Origin of the sequence: Paenibacillus sp. M-152 (genome assembly GCF_003856555.1) — a bacterium.
Lineage (GTDB): Bacteria > Bacillota > Bacilli > Paenibacillales > Paenibacillaceae > Paenibacillus > Paenibacillus polymyxa_C.
Window position 1 is genome coordinate 5399456 of record NZ_CP034141.1, and the last position, 16448, is coordinate 5415903.

Annotated in this window: 18 protein-coding genes; 6 read left to right on the forward strand and 12 right to left on the reverse strand. The window is 47.4% G+C overall.

The features are described from left to right. Positions 1 to 13: 13 nt before the first annotated feature. From spoIIR to EGM68_RS23680, 10 genes are all read right to left on the reverse strand, one after another. Complete coding sequence (spoIIR, locus tag EGM68_RS23635; protein ID WP_129550120.1) at positions 14 to 706, reverse strand: stage II sporulation protein R; 693 nt, start codon at positions 704 to 706, stop codon at positions 14 to 16. A 214-nt stretch (positions 707 to 920) separates the two neighbouring features. Next, positions 921 to 2114 (reverse strand): FtsW/RodA/SpoVE family cell cycle protein, encoded by a 1194-nt coding sequence (locus EGM68_RS23640; RefSeq protein ID WP_040102696.1) that lies wholly within the window; start codon positions 2112 to 2114, stop codon positions 921 to 923. 75 nt (positions 2115 to 2189) lie between these two features. After that, positions 2190 to 3089: a peptide chain release factor N(5)-glutamine methyltransferase gene (gene prmC / locus EGM68_RS23645; protein ID WP_129550121.1), complete on the reverse strand. Its 900-nt coding sequence runs from the start codon at positions 3087 to 3089 to the stop codon at positions 2190 to 2192. Positions 3090 to 3092: 3 nt separating this feature from the next. Then, positions 3093 to 4160 (reverse strand): peptide chain release factor 1, encoded by a 1068-nt coding sequence (prfA, locus tag EGM68_RS23650; RefSeq protein ID WP_013373454.1) that lies wholly within the window; start codon positions 4158 to 4160, stop codon positions 3093 to 3095. A 336-nt stretch (positions 4161 to 4496) separates the two neighbouring features. Next, entirely contained in the window at positions 4497 to 5597 is a 1101-nt protein-coding gene (ychF, locus tag EGM68_RS23655) for a redox-regulated ATPase YchF (RefSeq protein WP_013373455.1), read from the reverse strand. 146 nt (positions 5598 to 5743) lie between these two features. Beyond that, positions 5744 to 6235, reverse strand: a complete 492-nt coding sequence (locus tag EGM68_RS23660; RefSeq protein WP_129550122.1) for a GNAT family N-acetyltransferase — start codon at positions 6233 to 6235, stop codon at positions 5744 to 5746. Continuing rightward, the gene (fni, locus tag EGM68_RS23665; protein ID WP_129550123.1) at positions 6232 to 7332 is read right to left on the reverse strand and encodes a type 2 isopentenyl-diphosphate Delta-isomerase; all 1101 of its coding nucleotides are present in this window, start codon (positions 7330 to 7332) and stop codon (positions 6232 to 6234) included. Before fni ends, EGM68_RS23660 begins: the two co-directional genes overlap by 4 nt. A 307-nt stretch (positions 7333 to 7639) precedes the next feature. Then, positions 7640 to 8131, reverse strand: coding sequence for a DMT family transporter (locus EGM68_RS23670; protein ID WP_129550124.1), 492 nt, complete (start codon positions 8129 to 8131; stop codon positions 7640 to 7642). A 51-nt stretch (positions 8132 to 8182) separates the two neighbouring features. Beyond that, on the reverse strand, positions 8183 to 8893 hold the full coding sequence (locus tag EGM68_RS23675) for a Crp/Fnr family transcriptional regulator (RefSeq protein ID WP_129550125.1): 711 nt from the start codon (positions 8891 to 8893) through the stop codon (positions 8183 to 8185). Positions 8894 to 8949: 56 nt separating this feature from the next. After that, on the reverse strand, positions 8950 to 9375 hold the full coding sequence (locus EGM68_RS23680) for a DMT family transporter (protein ID WP_013373460.1): 426 nt from the start codon (positions 9373 to 9375) through the stop codon (positions 8950 to 8952). A 236-nt stretch (positions 9376 to 9611) separates the two neighbouring features. On the opposite strand from EGM68_RS23680, the gene EGM68_RS23685 reads away from it, so the two are divergent. Next, complete coding sequence (locus EGM68_RS23685; RefSeq protein ID WP_064961662.1) at positions 9612 to 11108, forward strand: phospholipase D family protein; 1497 nt, start codon at positions 9612 to 9614, stop codon at positions 11106 to 11108. 42 nt (positions 11109 to 11150) lie between these two features. Here the strand turns inward: EGM68_RS23685 and cls are convergent, their stop codons facing one another. After that, positions 11151 to 12662: a cardiolipin synthase gene (gene cls / locus EGM68_RS23690; RefSeq protein WP_129550126.1), complete on the reverse strand. Its 1512-nt coding sequence runs from the start codon at positions 12660 to 12662 to the stop codon at positions 11151 to 11153. Positions 12663 to 12858: 196 nt separating this feature from the next. Here cls and EGM68_RS23695 point away from each other — a divergent pair, with 196 nt between their 5' ends. Genes EGM68_RS23695 through EGM68_RS23710 form a run of 4 tightly spaced genes read left to right on the forward strand, consistent with a single transcriptional unit; the run spans position 12859 to position 15100 of the window. Next, a complete protein-coding gene (locus EGM68_RS23695) occupies positions 12859 to 13452 on the forward strand; it encodes a TetR/AcrR family transcriptional regulator (RefSeq protein ID WP_013373463.1) in 594 nt (197 codons plus the stop codon). Between the two features lie 46 nt (positions 13453 to 13498). Then, the gene (locus tag EGM68_RS23700; protein WP_016822861.1) at positions 13499 to 13840 is read left to right on the forward strand and encodes a DMT family transporter; all 342 of its coding nucleotides are present in this window, start codon (positions 13499 to 13501) and stop codon (positions 13838 to 13840) included. Beyond that, the gene (locus EGM68_RS23705) at positions 13840 to 14154 is read left to right on the forward strand and encodes a DMT family transporter (RefSeq protein ID WP_013373465.1); all 315 of its coding nucleotides are present in this window, start codon (positions 13840 to 13842) and stop codon (positions 14152 to 14154) included. Before EGM68_RS23700 ends, EGM68_RS23705 begins: the two co-directional genes overlap by 1 nt. Positions 14155 to 14167: 13 nt before the next feature. Continuing rightward, a complete protein-coding gene (locus EGM68_RS23710) occupies positions 14168 to 15100 on the forward strand; it encodes a 1-phosphofructokinase family hexose kinase (RefSeq protein ID WP_129550127.1) in 933 nt (310 codons plus the stop codon). 99 nt (positions 15101 to 15199) lie between these two features. Here EGM68_RS23710 and EGM68_RS23715 read toward each other — a convergent pair whose 3' ends face one another. After that, on the reverse strand, positions 15200 to 15634 hold the full coding sequence (locus tag EGM68_RS23715) for an Lrp/AsnC family transcriptional regulator (RefSeq protein ID WP_013373467.1): 435 nt from the start codon (positions 15632 to 15634) through the stop codon (positions 15200 to 15202). 345 nt (positions 15635 to 15979) lie between these two features. Between EGM68_RS23715 and EGM68_RS23720 the strand changes: the two genes are divergently transcribed. After that, positions 15980 to 16444 carry a DUF3592 domain-containing protein gene (locus EGM68_RS23720; RefSeq protein ID WP_013373469.1) on the forward strand — a complete coding sequence of 155 codons (465 nt, stop codon included), beginning with the start codon at positions 15980 to 15982 and terminating at the stop codon, positions 16442 to 16444. Positions 16445 to 16448 lie beyond the last annotated feature (4 nt).

Genomic DNA, 16448 nt, shown 5'->3' on the forward strand with positions numbered 1-16448 from the left:
TCTAACGAGACGTTTAGGCAAACAAACCACTCACCCAGCTCCACAGACCCGTAAGGGCATCCCACAGGAAAAAACGTACTTCCGGCTCTTTGTCAGCAGCATTCGTTCGATTGTCTTCATGACTTGTTTTTGCCGATACAGTTTGTGCTGCTGCTTCACCGCTACCTGCATCAATAAAGCACAACGGCGGGAACAGCACACACCACCAATTTTGTCCTTTCCCTTGCCCCAGTGTAACTCGAAGCGCCTCATAATTCCCTGCTGGGTAAACAAGGCCACCGTACATTTTCGTCGGAAAAGGTACACTTGCCAGTTCCACCTGATGATCATACGCTATACCGCGTCGAGCCAGTTCCGCACCTACCAAGCGATCAATTTCAGGCAAATGTGCATCAATCAACACTCTGGCTTGATTTAGGCTTTGTGGATTATCCAGCTCACCCACCCACGCATTCATCTGCTGCACAATGGCATCCCGTATTTCGCGCTTAACCAACTGATCCTCTGGACGATCCGAATTAGCCAAAATGCGCAGTCGGATGGAATCGTGCGGAATTACCTTCAACCCTGTGGTGGCCACTCCAGACGCTAAAGTCCCTCTTGCTCCCGTGGTCATCGCAGCGTCCGTTTTTTGACCTTCCCAAGACATCATTAATATCGATATACAAAAGAGTATCATTGCAGCTTGCTTCATCCAACTTCTCATTTTCGTCCCCCCAAACCCAAACTCTATCATGTCTATCAGTCTGTCCGGTTTGGGAGAGTTTAAACCTATGAATCTCGTAAAAAATTCAGGCTATTGCAAGCTTGATCGTCACCTAGGAATATAAAAAAGCCCAGATTTCACAATCTGGACTCTTTCGTCGCACCGTTTCAACTCGCACAAATAACCATCAATATTTAGTCACAATCCGCCTGTACTAGGCTTTTTTCGCCTTCGTCAAGCTTACTCTGGAAGGCTGCGGCAGGTCATCCTCTAACTCCTGGCCATGCACCTTAATACTCATAACCAAGCCAATACTAGCCATGTTAATAAGCAACGAGGTACCGCCATAGCTTATGAATGGAAGCGTAATCCCTGTAAGTGGCATAATGCCCAGAAACGCACCAATGTTCTCAAAAATCTGATACAGCAACATGGACACAATCCCGACAATTATATACGGGCCAGCCCGATCCCGACATTCCAGCGAAATCAGGATCATTCGGTGAATCAAAATAAAATATAGCAATAGTAGCATTGAAGAGCCTACAAACCCAAACTCCTCTGCTACAACTACAAAAATAGAATCCGCATACGTATAGGGAACACGCCCGGACTGTACCGAGGTTCCTTGCAAAAAGCCCTTGCCCATCATCCCGCCAGAAGCTATTGCCAGTTTGGCATTTTTCGTATGATAAGATGCCTTCGCGGTTGCTTCTTCCGGTACCAGCCAAGGGTCCAAACGCTCTACCCAGTGACTACGGCCAATACCTTTCATAAAGGAATCAATCTCATCGTGAAACGAGATATACGCTTTGATCCCTCCACCAACGGCGACTGCAAATACGATAAATCCGATTAGCGCATGGGATGCCTTCACATTACCAATCCATAGCATACCAATGACGATGACAATGTAACCGAGCGCATTACCCAAGTCATTTTGTGCCATGACCATGGCAAACGGGACAAAGCTCACCAGAGCAACTGGAAGAACATCTTGAATAAAATACAGCTTGCTCTTGCGCTTTTTAATCAGCATATACGCCAAAAAAATGATAAGAACCAGCTTGAATACCTCGGCAGGCTGAAGATTTAAGCCACCAATTTTCAAAAAGCCTTGAGAGTTATTAACCGTCCCGCCAAAAAAGCCGAGAATCAACAGGAATATCCCGCCTCCATATACATACAAGGCTTTTTTAATGAATATCCGAAAATCGACTATCGCTAAACCCAAGATCGCTACAAAGCCCAATATATAATACCCGATCATCTTCTGGTAGTCGTTGCCGTGCTCTGCCAAGTTCGTAGGACCCCTACCAGCACTGTATACCGTTATGATACTAATCGCCATGAGCAAAACCAGAATAAAAATAACCGGACCATCAATTTTTTTCAATTTCTGAAGCATGATTTCCCCCTGAGCCGTTTCTCGGTCATACTCCTCTTATTCTAAAGGAAAGACTCGCAAAAAGAAAATGCAGCACTACTCCGAGACGCCTAGGACATGTCGCTCGATCCCCGCAAGGTCAGGAATGATTAGAATGTTCTTCCAATGACCTGCCTGTTCCAGCAGGCCAGCCACGTCTCTGGCCTGTCCCATCCCCAGCTCAAACCCGATTAGCCGGGGTGGGGCCTGAAGGAGCCCCAGCTGCTCCAGCATTGCCCGATACGGGCCAAGCCCGTCAGGACCTCCATCCAGCGCCATCCGCGGCTCATGGTCGCGCACCTCCGGCTGCAAGCCAGCGATGTCAGCAGCTGGAATATATGGCGGGTTGGACACGAGGATGTCCACCACTGTTCCCGTAAACGGCGCCAGTAGATCGCCCTCGCGGAATTCTACGGCTGCGCCGTTTGCGGCAGCGTTCTGGGCCGCCATTTCGAGCGCAGCGGCAGAAATATCCCCCGCCGCCACGTGCCAGCGCGGCCGCTCAGCCGCCAGTGTCACGGCAATCGCGCCGCTGCCCGTACCGATGTCGAGCGCGTGCGGAGCACCGCTCGGCCACAGCCGGTCGCCGTGCTGGAGTATCGCCTCGACGAGCAGTTCCGTCTCGGGGCGCGGAATCAGCACCGACGGTGAAACCGCGAACGGGCGGCCGTAAAATTCCTGCTGTCCGATAATATACTGCGCCGGTTCACCCGCAGCTTTGCGGGCGATGATCCGTTCCCATGTGTCCTTGACGGAGGAAGGGAACGGATCGCCCAGAGCGGCGTAAAACCTCGTACCTTCCAGTCCAAGCACATGTTCCAGCAGCAAGCGGGCATTATGCTGCGGCTCCAACACGCCGCAACTTCCTAAAAAAGAAGAAGCCTCAACTAAGGCTTCTCTGACACTCATGTTCCGTTCCGGCGGCATCCGATACACACAATCGCGTTCGTTCCCCAAAACTTAAACCTCTTGTTCCATCAAATCAGCCTGCTCTGCAATCGTGAGTGCTGATACGATTTCTTCGATCTCTCCGTTCATCACCTGGTCCAGCTTGTGCATGGTTAAACCAATGCGATGATCCGTTACACGGCTTTGCGGGAAGTTGTAAGTACGTATACGCTCACTGCGGTCTCCAGTACCTACTTTGCTCTTACGCTCGCCTGCATATTTGGCTTCCTCTTCCTGGCGCATCATATCCGAAATACGGGCACGTAAAACTTGCAGCGCCTTCTCCTTGTTGGAGTTTTGGGACTTGCCGTCCTGGCAGGTTGCCACAATACCTGTTGGCATATGCGTTACACGCACCGCCGACTTGGTTGTATTAACGGACTGACCGCCCGCACCGCTGGAGCAGAAAGTATCCACGCGGATATCCTTGTCTAAAATTTCGATATCCACTTCCTCTGCCTCAGGCATCACGGACACCGTGGAGGTAGACGTATGAATACGTCCGCCAGATTCAGTTGTCGGAATCCGCTGTACACGGTGCGCGCCACTTTCGAATTTCATTTTGCTGTATGCACCGCGTCCGTTAATCATGAAAATAACCTCTTTAAAGCCTCCAAGGTCATTCATGTTTGCATCCATCAGCTCTACACGCCAGCCTTGGGTATCTGCATAACGCGTGTACATCCGGTACAAGTCCGCTGCAAACAGCGCGGCCTCGTCCCCACCCGCAGCACCACGAATTTCGATAATAACGTTCTTATCATCGTTCGGGTCCTTCGGCAGCAGCAAAATACGAATTTTCTCGTCCAGCTCCCGCTTACGGGCACTCAGCTCTTCAATCTCCATTTTGACCATTTCACGCATCTCGTCGTCCAGCTTTTCTGCCTGCATGGCTTTAGCAGCGTCCAGCTCCTCAACGACAGTTTTATATTCGGTATATGCTTCATAAGCAGGCTGTAAATCAGACTGTTCTTTGGAATAATCTCTAAGTTTTTTGCTATCGTTCGCCACATCCGGATCGCAGAGCAGTTCGCTCAGTTTATCGTAGCGGTCCGCCAATGATTGCAATCGGTCCAACAAGCGATTCACCTCTTCAGTTAAATTAATATGAAACCAGCTTTAAATTCACTGGCTACAGCTCTTTATTATAACAACTATTCGATTAATTAGCTACATAAAATACTTGCTAATTTAGGATTTTGCAAAAATCCGCAAATCAATTGAAGTCGAATAAACAAAATCTCGCTAAAGAGTTGAATAACAAACTCTCAACTAATAAAAGAAATGCGAATCAAATATAAAAAGCCGCCGCCCGGGACAGGCAGCGACTACGTAATTGGTACATGCAGGCAACACATATATCATTACTTAATATGTTTGTATATAAACTCTGTTTGTTATACGCCGAGATGCATACTAAACATTAAAACGGAAATGCATTACGTCTCCGTCCTGCACCACATATTCCTTGCCTTCCAAACGAAGCTGACCACGTTCCTTGGCCCCGTTCATAGATCCAGCAGCGACCAAATCATCATAGGATACAACCTCAGCGCGAATAAATCCGCGTTCAAAATCCGAGTGGATTACGCCCGCAGCGCCAGGTGCTTTTGTTCCTTTGTGAATAGTCCATGCGCGTACTTCCTGCACACCTGCTGTGAAATACGTATACAGTCCCAACAAGCGGTAAGCTGCTTTGATCAGACGGTTCAGACCGGATTCAGCCAGCCCCAGCTCCTCAAGGAACATTGCCTTGTCTTCGCCTTCCAGCTCAGCAATTTCAGCCTCTACTTTGGCGCTGATCGGTACCACTTCAGCATTTTCCGCCACTGCAAATTCACGTACCTTTTGCACATATGGATTGCTATCAGCTTCCGTTACACCATCTTCGCTGACATTAGCCGCGTACAATACAGGCTTCATTGTAAGCAAATGAAGGTCGCGTATAATCAACTTTTCGTCTTCTGACAATTCTACGCTACGTGCAGGTTTGTCAGCATACAGCGATTCCTTGATCCGTTCCAGTACTTCAACCTCTTGGGCATACTGCTTGTTGCCGCCCTTCATGTTTTTGCGGGAACGTTCAATGCGCTTGTCTACACTTTCGATATCCGCCAGAATCAATTCCAGATTAATCGTCTGAATATCGCTGATCGGATCAATTTTGCCGTCCACATGGGTAATATTCTCATCTTCAAAGCAGCGTACCACATGAACAATGGCATCTACTTCACGAATATGAGCCAAAAACTTGTTGCCCAAACCCTCGCCTTTGCTGGCACCTCGTACAAGTCCTGCAATATCAACAAATTCAAAAGCCGTTGGTACCGTTTTGTTCGGTACTACCAGTTCAGTCAGCTTATCCAGCCGCTCGTCCGGTACTTCAACGACCCCTACATTAGGGTCAATTGTACAAAATGGATAGTTTGCGGATTCCGCCCCCGCCTGCGTTATTGCGTTAAACAGTGTTGATTTGCCCACGTTCGGCAGACCTACGATCCCCGCTTTTAAAGCCATAATCAGAACAACTCCCGTTTATATAAAATATGCGTTATACCATCTGTTAGTTTACCAACCCACATTATATAGGAGAACCTATACATGCGGCAAGCATATGACTGTGAATTTAGGGTTTTGCTGCATCCCTATTTAGATTTCTTTATTTAGATTTCCTTGCTCATCTGGATATCCGTAACCCGATAACCAGACTTGCGATATACATGTAAAGCCCGCTCATTATGCCCAAATACATGCAGACCGATGCGAACCGCACCCAGCCTCCGAGCTTCTTGTTCCAACGCCTGCATCGTCAACGTACCCAGGCCTTGCCCCTGATATGAATCGTAAACGAGAATATCCAGCAAAAAAGCTTCTTTGCCTTGCGCACTTTCTGTAATGTTGAACCATATATATCCCGCTTCCTCGGGGCACTGCCCCGCACTACCCGAATACTCAAGCATGTACAGGTGAGCGTGGGGTGTATCCAGTCTTTGCGGCAAAAATGTTGCAAAGCTTTCCTTTGCCCGTTCCGGTGCCTCTTCCACCGTCCACGCGCCTGCCTGGATTTTCTCCTCCGCATAATCCGCGAGTGAGCGTTGCTCAAAGCGTTCATACTGCTCTGCGTTCATCGGAACCAACTTAATGAACCCACTCATCCGTTCGCCTTCTTTCTTAGTCTGGTCGTGTCTTTAAGACCTTCGATCCCAGCAACTCCGATGCCAAACATGACTGTGCGCAATTCCAGCTCTACTTGCTCCAATCGCGCTTCCAACGCCTCGCTGGAGGTGACCGCCGAGCCAAGCAAAGAGCGACCGAAGCCTGCCATGTCGGCGCCCAAAGCAAGTGCCTTCGCAGCATCGACACCGTTTTTCAGTCCACCGCTACCGATCAGAGTGCCATTAGGCTGGGCTGCTCTAACCTCCACGATACAATCAGCGGTCGAATTGCCCCAATCCGCAAACGCCTCCGCCGCTGCACGGCGCACAGGATCAGGATTACGAAATTTCTCCACTTGGCTCCAGCTTGTCCCGCCTGCACCAGCGACATCAATAAAAGCGGCGCCTGCATCATATAATCTCGATGCCGTCTCACCATCTATGCCCCAGCCTACTTCCTTCACGCCTACTGGCACCGAAAGACGATGACACAACTCTTCGATGCGCTCAAGTAGCCCGCTGAAATCCAAATTCCCTTCAGGTTGGAATATCTCCTGCAATCCGTTCAAATGCAGCACCAACATATCCGCTCCGGCAATTTCCACTGCACGTTGGCAATCATCCACGCCAAATCCGTAGTTCAGCTGCACTGCACCCAGATTAGCAAGGATCGGGATGCTGGGTGCCAGACGGCGAACCGCAAAAGTTGAGGCCAATTCTTCTTTTTCCACCGCAGCTCGTACCGAGCCGACACCCAGCGCCCAGCCACGTCTCTCTGCTGTCTCTGCTAATCGCTCATTAATCGCTCCTGTCTCGGCGCTGCCGCCTGTCATCGAACTGATGAGCAGCGGTGTCCGTACAGTACGTCCCATAAATTTGGTATCCAGACGCACCTCGTCAAAGTGTAGCTCCGGCAATGCGCAATGCTTAAAGCTATATCGCTCCAGCCCACTGGTGATACCATGTCCGGCCACATCTTCTTGCAGACAAAGGCGGACATGCTCAATCTTCCGTTCACCTGTCTGTGCGGCAGGTAACAAAGAGCCGGATCTGTTCGAGCCGTCAGGTGATCCTTTTTTATTTTCTGTATTACTCATCTATGTTCCACCTCATCCAAAGTCACTCTGTTTACTCCATCAGGTTCGTGAAGCACAAATAAGACCGTTCCCGAACACGGTAACCGATCTATTTATCGTCTCATATATCAAATATCTAAGCCCTTAAAGCACTATTTTAAGATATTTTCATTGTATCATGGATGGAAAAATATATACATGACTGTGAACATTTTTTCTTGCCTATGGGATGAAAAGCAGCACCTGCTTAAGATGCAGCTTTTCTACAAAATGCCCCTGCGAAAGCGGGACCCCAATCATAGCAGGATAAAGGTCATCACAACCTCCTTTAGCTCTTCATCGAATCAGGTATAGGTGTAATATTTTCTTGTGGCTCCTTCGTCCGCCCATGTCCAAATTTGAAAACGAGAATACCGCCAATAATGACGATTACACCGATCAACTTATTGAAGGTAAACGGAATCTTTTCTAATCCCAGCCATCCTAACGAATCCCACAACAGAGCGGTACCTAATTGTGCCGTCAATACGATGGAAATCGCATAGGTTGGGCCCAGTCGCTTCATTCCTTGCACCAGACAGAACACAACGCCAACACCAATCATGCCACTGAACCAATACCATAGCTGCATATGATGTAAAACAAATGTATTTTTCCCTTCAAAAATAAGACTCCCGAGCAAGGAAGCCAAGAAGCCCGTTCCCAGTACCAATGTCGTTGTGGCCCATGAACCTGTCCGCTCATTCACCTTATTATTGAATATCGTTTGCAGACTGACCAAAGCACCTGCGATAACTGCCAATATGAGCCCTAATAACATGTTTACCTCTCCCTTGATAGTCCCTTTATTGTGCTGCTCTACTTCAAAGCACTATGATTGCAACGATTCATAAATATTATGGCCTGCAAGTTCACTCAAACCTTTTCTGTCCTTAATGACAATATAGCCTTTTGCCCGTTCAACCAATCCCTCTTCAATCATTTTGCGAATGACACGGTTAAGGTGTCTGTAACTGGTTCCGATCAAATTCGCCACATCCACCAGACTGGATGCCCGTAGTTCCTCATGAAAGGCAGAATTGGATTCGTCAAAAGAAACAGATAGCAGGTAGCTCGCCAGCCTGACTTCCACCGGATACATAAGGTTGAAACTGGAGAAATCAGAGTCCAGACAAAACTTTCGCGTGACAATATCCAAAAGAAATTGCAGCAAAGGAGCATAATCTCTGCCGTACTTATTCATCCATTGGTGATGGACACCAATCACATAGATCGGCGACACTGCCTCTACTGTATTGATGACGTGACTATTACGAATATATTCAACATCTCCTATGACCTCGATCGGGGTTTTGAAGCAAAGGATCAGAGTCTTCCCTTCTGTAGAGCTGGTAAAAATTTTGACCTTGCCCTGCACCAGAATATACAGATGTTCAATGGCGTCTCCCTGCGAACAGAGTTTTTCCCCTTGCTCCAAACGATACAGCGACAAATAGGGATGTAGTGGCTCGTAGAGTATGGATTCCAACTGATGCAGATGCAAAAAATACTTTAGCTGCTCTTGATCCTGTATTTCCCTCATTCCTCAGTTCACCTTCAATTCTACGTTCTAAGCTTTTTCTATAATAAAGTTTTATTTTAGAGCTTTAGAATAATGACACCCGCGATCATCATACCAATACCTATAAATTGTGGCAGCTTCATCTTTTGCTTCACGATGCCAAACCATCCCTTGATGTCTACCAGAAATGTTAAGCATAACTGAGCAATCAACAGCGCCGAGATCGTGAACGTAACCCCAATATGTTGAATGGCGGTGACTTCACTAAATATAATGATAGCCGCAAAAGCACCACCCCAAAGATACATCGGCTTTACCTGTTTCATTTCAGACACACGGCCATCCTTTGTAAACATCCAAACTAATGCAGCCAAAATAAAACCTATTAGCTGAGTAACGGCAGCCGCCTGCCATGTCCCGATATCCTGACTAATCCGTGTATTCGCTACCCCCTGTAGCGTAATACAAGCGCCTCCCAGAAAAGCAAACAAGATTCCTCTCATAAATCGTTATTCTCCCCATGTAAATGACTTTTGTATCTATTTAAGTATAGGTCAGCCTGCCTATAAAGGACATATGTCCTCAATTAATTAATAAAACGTTCTCCATTTCATTCTGTTCAGCATTCCGCTTCAATCCTGTGGACTTGCGGTAATAATTAAACAGTATCTATTTCATAATCTGCATGTTCGGACACGATAAGATGAATGCAGCATTTAATTAAGGAGCTGATCGTCGTATGACTAAACAAAATCCGCTGCATTCTGTGCCGGAATATCAAAGAAAAACCGTGCACAAGGGCCGTGCTCTTAAAATCGCTATTCTGCTGCTTATCCTCTGGCTGATTGGCGTCATGCTGTATCAGACTCATAAACCCTTGCCTCCGTTCGTCTCTTATGAAAGTCAGGAGTATTCAACAAACGAGGTAAACTTTTGGACGGATTTGACCTACCCTACTGGGGTTGGAAGCACTGTACAACATGAAGGGCAAATTTTGAATCGTATGCTCGGCATCATTGATGAAGCCCAGCAATTTATCGTCATTGACCTGTTTCTGTTCAACGATTATAAGCATAAAGGCCAGCATTTCCCCGAAGTTAGCGCACAAATGACTAATCATCTTATCGCCAAAAAGAAAGCTTATCCTGAGATGCCTATCTTTTTCATTACAGATGAAGTCAATACCAACTATAATTCTGCTCCCAATCCTTTGTTGGAGAATATGAAGCAAGTAGGAATTCAGGTCGTACAGACCGATGTAGACCCGTTGCGGGACTCCACGCCTATCTATTCAGCGGTGTGGCGTACCTTTTTCCAGTGGTTCGGGCAGCATGGCACAGGCTGGATTCCCAATCTGATGGCCAGTGACGGACCTGACGTTACGGCTCGCTCTTATTTAAAGCTGTTAAACGTCAAGGCCAATCACCGAAAATTGGTTGCCAACGAGCAAACTGCTCTCATTTCTACAGGTAATGTTCACGATGCAAGTGCCTATCATTCCAATGTTGCCCTAGAAGTGAAGGGACCGATCATCGGAGATATTTTACAAACAGAGCAGGCGGTATTGGACTTCTCGGGCGGAGGGCAACTTCCTGTCTACACACCTCAAGCAGAGCCCCTAGTCCCATCAGGTAAGGACAGCTACCGGATCAAATATCTCACTGAAGGCAAAGTGTATGCCTCCGTTCTGAATGGCATTAAGCAGACGAAGCAAGGTGACAGCATTCATATGGGCATGTTTTATTTGGCTGATCGCAAAATATTGAATAGCCTGCTGGATGCCTCGGCACGCGGCGTAAACATCCAATTGCTGCTAGACCCCAATGAAAACGCGTTCGGGCAGGAAAAAATAGGCATCCCTAATCGTCCTGTTGCCCAAGAGTTGTCCGATAAATCGGATGGAAACATTCAAATTCGTTGGTATCATACTACCCATGAGCAATTCCATACGAAGCTGATTTATATTGCCAAGGCACAAGGAGAGCATTTGATTTGGGGGGGCTCTACCAATTTGACTCCCCGTAATTTGGATGATTTAAATCTGGAGAATGAACTGTGGGTGGCCGCTCCGGCGGACAGCAAGCTGACCCGACAGGTGGCGGCCTATTTTGATAAGCTGTGGAATAACCGGGGAGCTGAATACAGTCTGGATCTGGCGGCTTACGAGGATCATTCAACATTTTGGAAAGATATTGTATACCGTCTCCAGGATATTTTGGGCTTTACTACATTTTGACTATAGGATCTGCTACCTTATCCACAGCTCTTCATTTGTGCATTACAGCAGCGGTGAAAGCAGCCGAGCCAGCGATTCCATCAAACGTTTGAACAGACGTTTTTTCATGAATTCCTCGCGTACGATCAAACTGGCATTCTGCAAATCTCGCTCATAGTCGGTCACCATCTGCTGCACACTGTGTGTTTGAATCAACAGAGCGTTCACTTCAAAATTCAGATGGAAGCTGCGCATATCCATATTGGCTGTCCCAATAGTCGCAACTTCCCCGTCAATAATGAGAAGCTTGGAGTGAAGAAATCCTTTTTCATATTCATATACCTTGACTCCCACCTCCAGCAACGATTGGAAATACGAGTGGGATGCGAGAAAAGGCAGCCATTTATCCGGTTTCGCGGGAAATAGAATACGCACATCCAACCCGGATAGAGCAGCCATCCGTAAAGCAGTCAGGATATCTTCATCCGGGATAAAATAAGGAGTGGCAATCCAGACGGATTTTCGAGCGGATGTGATCATGGAGAAGAATAGATTTTTAAGCACTCTCCGCTCATTGTCTGGTCCGCTGGCAATAATCTGTACGCCGCCATCCGTGATCGGTTCAATATCGGGAGACAGATATTCGCTATCCAGTACCGATTCACCCGTCATATGAAGCCAATCCTGTAAAAATATAAGTTGCAACGTCCGCACAGCTTCGCCCTTCACAATCATATGCGTGTCACGCCAAAAGCCGTAGGCTTTGTTGCGGCTGAGATACTCATCTCCCACATTTAGGCCACCGATTAATCCAATATTACCGTCGATAACTACAATTTTACGGTGATTACGGTAGTTTACCCGACTGGAGAAGAACAAAATCCGAGCGCCTCCGTATGCAACAACCTCTACTCCTGCATCTTTCATTTCCTTCAAAAATGCCTTCGATAACTGAATACTACCGACTGCATCGTACATAAACCGAACCTTAACACCCGCTTTAGCCTTTTCAATCAAAATTTTCTGAATGCTGGTACCGATATCATCCGAGCGGAAAATGTAATATTCCATATGGATATGATGCTGCGCCTTGCGCAGTTCTTCGAGCAGCGTGGAGAAGGTTTCCTCTCCATTATTCAGAATCTGGGTTTCTGTCGCAAAATAAATCGGGGAGCGGGCCAATCTCCGGGCCAGGCGCATTAACTGCTGCTGCTCATCTGTAAAGCAGGTCAGATCTCGTTTGACCCGCAAAGCATCCTTTTCGATACGCTCATACGCCTGTTGGTCACGCAATGCCTTTTTGTCATACTTGCGGCGCTTGAATACATTTTGCCCAAATAAAAAATAAAGAGGAAGTCCAACGACTGGCAACAACGCCAGCAGCAAAATCCATGACATGGTGGTGGAAGGATTACGATTCTCCGTGAAAATAATCAGACTTATGGAAATAACCGTCAGAGTAGAGAAAATACTGATGACAGTTCCTTCATTTTTACCGATGTAATTAAACAAGCCAAAATAATAAATAATAAACACCATAGCCGCGATCAATACGGCCAGTAAGCTTCGCCTCATAACTAACCTCACTTCCAATGGACTGCATTTGAACAGATATTCCTCATTATATTGTACATGAGCCCCTTATTTCTTCCCACTTTTTTATTTAAATGTTGAATAAAAAAATCCAGAGTACATAACGAAATGTCGATGGGTTGACACTTACTTTTTTTCATGTGAAAATAAACTAACGAACGTTAGGTAGGTGATGATAATGGGAATGGAAGAGATTCGAAAGGCCGCTCTTTTCCAATTTGCCGCCAATGGGTATGAGGGAGCATCCTTGAGCAGTATTGCCGCCGAGGTTGGAATCCGAAAACCGTCTATATATGCGCATTTTCAGGGTAAGGAGGATTTGTTTTTGCAGGTGGCAAGTTACGCGTTTCAAGAGCAGAATTTACGTATTTTTGAATACTTTACGGAACGCAAAGAACAGTCGCTGGAGCATACACTGCATAATTTCTTGTTCTGGATGGAACAGGAATATGAGGGCAACAACTCAGCCAAGTTTATGCTTCGTTTTTCCTTTTTTCCACCTGTATCTTTATATAACGAGGTACTGAATATTGTGAATCCTTTCCTGGAACAAATGGAGCGAAAATTAACTCGTCGCCTCCGAAATGTACGGGATCGGGAACCCTTTGGACATATGAAGCCAGCGGATGTGGCTTTAGCCTACATGACGCTGGTGGATGGAATCATGGTAGAGCTGCTGTACAGCGGAAGCACCAACTACCACCGAAGGCTAAACGCTGCATGGCCTATTTTTTGGCGTGGAATTACGTTAACTTCACCTCGTGAAAGGTGAAGTTAATGTAATTGTAAAATTATACTAAATTGAGGAGAAATTCATCATGAATCGCAGTTGGATTTACGTTTTTGTTGGAGGCCTGATTGAGGTCGTATGGGTATCAGGCTTGAAGCATGCAGATTCTGTACTCACCTGGGCTGTAACTGTGCTGGCTGTGGTGGCCAGCTTTTATTTAATCATGAAGGCTGCAAAGCGTCTGCCTGTAGGCACGGTGTATGCTGTATTTACCGGATTGGGCACAGGGGGAACCGTCGTAGGTGAAATGCTGCTATTCGGGGAGCCGTTTCAATGGTCCAAAACACTGTTAATCGCCCTTTTGCTAGCGGGTGTGATCGGCTTGAAGTTAGTTACCGATCGTGATGCTCAGGAAGGGAGCGGTGCATAATGGCTTGGATTGCATTGGTTATCGCGGGATGCTCGGAAGTGCTTGGAGTCATCGGCATGAAGGGAGTTACGGTCGGCAAAGGGTGGAAGGCTTTAGCACTTATGATCTTATCCTTTATTCTTAGCTTCTCTCTGCTCAGCTACGCCATGAATAGTTTGCCTATGGGAACTTCCTATGCCGTATGGACAGGCATTGGGACCGTCGGCAGTACGATTACAGGCATGTTCCTGTATGGCGAGCAAAAAAGCGTACTGCGTGTTTTGTTCATCGCCATGATTCTTGCCGCAGCATTGGGCTTAAAGCTGATTTCTTAAGGAGTGATGCCTTGTGATTACCACCGTAACACTTAACGCGGCAGTAGATAAAATCTACACGGTTGCAGGCTTTGGATTGAATGCCGTCCACCGCATTGAAGGCGGCCTGACGGTGCCAGGCGGCAAGGGCGTGAATGCCGCTCGTGTCATTCGCACACTAGGTCAGCCTGTACGAGCGACCGGATTTGTGGCCGGACACACCGGACGGCTGCTCATCGACGGCTTGAGCGCGGAAGGCGTAAACGCCGATTTCATCGAAACGGCACACGGGGAAACCCGTCTCGCCATAACCGTGCTCGACCCGGCTGCCCGCACGCAGACCGAGCTAATTGAGAGCGGCCCGACCGTGGGGCCGTTTGAACTAGCCGCGCTGCGGCGCAAAATCGCGACCCTTGCCGAGGATTCGGCTTGGGTCGTTCTCTCCGGCAGCCTGCCACCCGGCTGCCCGCCCAATCTATATGCCGAGCTGTGCACGCTGGCGAAGTCGCGCGGCGCGCGGGTGGCGCTGGACGCGAGCGGCGAGGCGCTGCGCTTGGGGCTGCGCGGAAAGCCCGACCTCGTGAAGCCTAACGAGGACGAGGCCGCCCGCTTCGCGGGAATCGACGCAGCGCGCCCAGATGCCGCTGAAGCGGCAGCATCGCAGCTGCTGGAAGCAGGAGCGCAGCTGGCCGTCATCTCGCTCGGCGCGCGCGGGGCGCTGGCGGTAACGCGCGATGCGCGCTACCGTGTGAGCCTGCCGGAGGCGGACATTGTCAGCGCACTCGGCAGCGGTGACGCCATGGTCGCCGGAATGGTTACCGGCGCGGCGGCGGGGCTGGATCTCCCTGCCATGCTGCGGCAGGGAGCGGCCTGCGGCACAGCGGCGGCTCTGCACGCCATGGCCGGCAAGATCGAGCTCCAGGACGTGGAGCGTCTGGAGCAGGGAATTACGGTGACGCTGGTGTAATTCAGCGTCACTTTTTTCATCCAACCATTCACCTAATTTAATGTCACGAATAACAGCTTTACTGAATGTTTTGTTCCAAATATGCGTTTCTCTGCTGACCTACAACAAAACCCTGTTTTCCAGTATATTTTTCATACAAATATGCGATTTCGAGGGGCCCAGCTTAACTAGAGAATCCTGAAACTCTGCAATTTCCTCTACAGACGAACTTTGTACCTTAATGAGATAATTAAATTCCCCACTGATGCGGAATAAATCGGTAACTTCCTTCGCCGCCTTACAAAAATCAATCAGCTCTTGGCAATGTTCTGTCTTTACCAGAATAAACGTTGTTGTCCCCCGATTCAGTTCCCGTAAATTAAATACAGCATTATATCCAGAAATAATCCCTCGTTCTTCAAGCTTGGTCATTCTTTCTTTAACGGACGGCTGTGACATTGAAATTTCTTTACTGATTTGGGAAATCGTTATTCGGGCATCATGCTGTAGCAATTTCATGATTTTGTGGTCTATATCGTCCATCTGATGCTGCATATCAAGCACCTCCTGATCGAATTTAAAAAGTAATGCTTTTCATCCAAATTAGCTTTTATTTAATAACTAATATCGTATAAAAATCTTATTTTAAATATATATGTAGCACATAATAATTCATATAATAAGGTTATCGAGGATATTGATTTTGATATGTCTCTATTGAGCAATAAGTAGTCCAAGTAGCTATTGAAAAGATCCACTTCCCTGGAAAGTGGATCTTTTTTGTATTCCATTCCTCTGCGCCTTATTCCCTATGGAAAAATTAAACTATTCGTAAGTATATCCGATATATTGTTTATCGCTTGGTTAAAGGAGTAGATTATCATTTCAATTGATTTCAATGTGTACTGGTTTCATTTTAGCTCCGATCTGCTCATGCCGTTGTTTAGCTTGATCGGTCTGTTGTTCATCTATTTTGGATTCAAAACGATCCGTCGCCATCGTTATCGTAAACGCCACTGGGTCCGTACCAAAGGGCAAATCGTTGACGCGCATATCGAAGTAGATATCGATGTCGTTCCCTTTGACCGTGATGATCCGGTAGATACCAGCTACACCCGCCGATTAAAGGTACGCTTCTATACAGCTTCAGGTGAAGTCGTGGAATTCTGGAATCCTTATAGTACCAATCTCAGCCTTAACCGGGTTGGCAGCAAGACTAAGGTATTATACAATCCGGCTAACCCTCGGGACGCCCGAATTGCAGGCGGCGTAAATGGTGCAGGCTGCCTGGCCTTTATGTTGTTTTTGATTGGTGTCCCCTTTGCTTTGAGCGGGGTATTCGCTTTATTGAAGTTTTTCTTCTAACAAG

Coding starts and splice junctions, on each gene's coding strand:
- EGM68_RS23660 (WP_129550122.1), bottom strand. CDS start 6,235: ATGAGTGGGTTCATTAAGTTGGTTCCGATGAACGCAGAGCAGTATGAA.
- EGM68_RS23695 (WP_013373463.1), top strand. CDS start 12,859: ATGGGAATGGAAGAGATTCGAAAGGCCGCTCTTTTCCAATTTGCCGCC.
- cls (WP_129550126.1), bottom strand. CDS start 12,662: ATGAGGCGAAGCTTACTGGCCGTATTGATCGCGGCTATGGTGTTTATT.
- ychF (WP_013373455.1), bottom strand. CDS start 5,597: ATGGCTTTAAAAGCGGGGATCGTAGGTCTGCCGAACGTGGGCAAATCA.
- EGM68_RS23640 (WP_040102696.1), bottom strand. CDS start 2,114: ATGCTTCAGAAATTGAAAAAAATTGATGGTCCGGTTATTTTTATTCTG.
- spoIIR (WP_129550120.1), bottom strand. CDS start 706: ATGAGAAGTTGGATGAAGCAAGCTGCAATGATACTCTTTTGTATATCG.
- EGM68_RS23675 (WP_129550125.1), bottom strand. CDS start 8,893: ATGAGGGAAATACAGGATCAAGAGCAGCTAAAGTATTTTTTGCATCTG.
- fni (WP_129550123.1), bottom strand. CDS start 7,332: ATGAGTAATACAGAAAATAAAAAAGGATCACCTGACGGCTCGAACAGA.
- EGM68_RS23705 (WP_013373465.1), top strand. CDS start 13,840: ATGGCTTGGATTGCATTGGTTATCGCGGGATGCTCGGAAGTGCTTGGA.
- EGM68_RS23670 (WP_129550124.1), bottom strand. CDS start 8,131: ATGTTATTAGGGCTCATATTGGCAGTTATCGCAGGTGCTTTGGTCAGT.
- EGM68_RS23680 (WP_013373460.1), bottom strand. CDS start 9,375: ATGAGAGGAATCTTGTTTGCTTTTCTGGGAGGCGCTTGTATTACGCTA.
- EGM68_RS23700 (WP_016822861.1), top strand. CDS start 13,499: ATGAATCGCAGTTGGATTTACGTTTTTGTTGGAGGCCTGATTGAGGTC.
- EGM68_RS23715 (WP_013373467.1), bottom strand. CDS start 15,634: ATGCAGCATCAGATGGACGATATAGACCACAAAATCATGAAATTGCTA.
- EGM68_RS23685 (WP_064961662.1), top strand. CDS start 9,612: ATGACTAAACAAAATCCGCTGCATTCTGTGCCGGAATATCAAAGAAAA.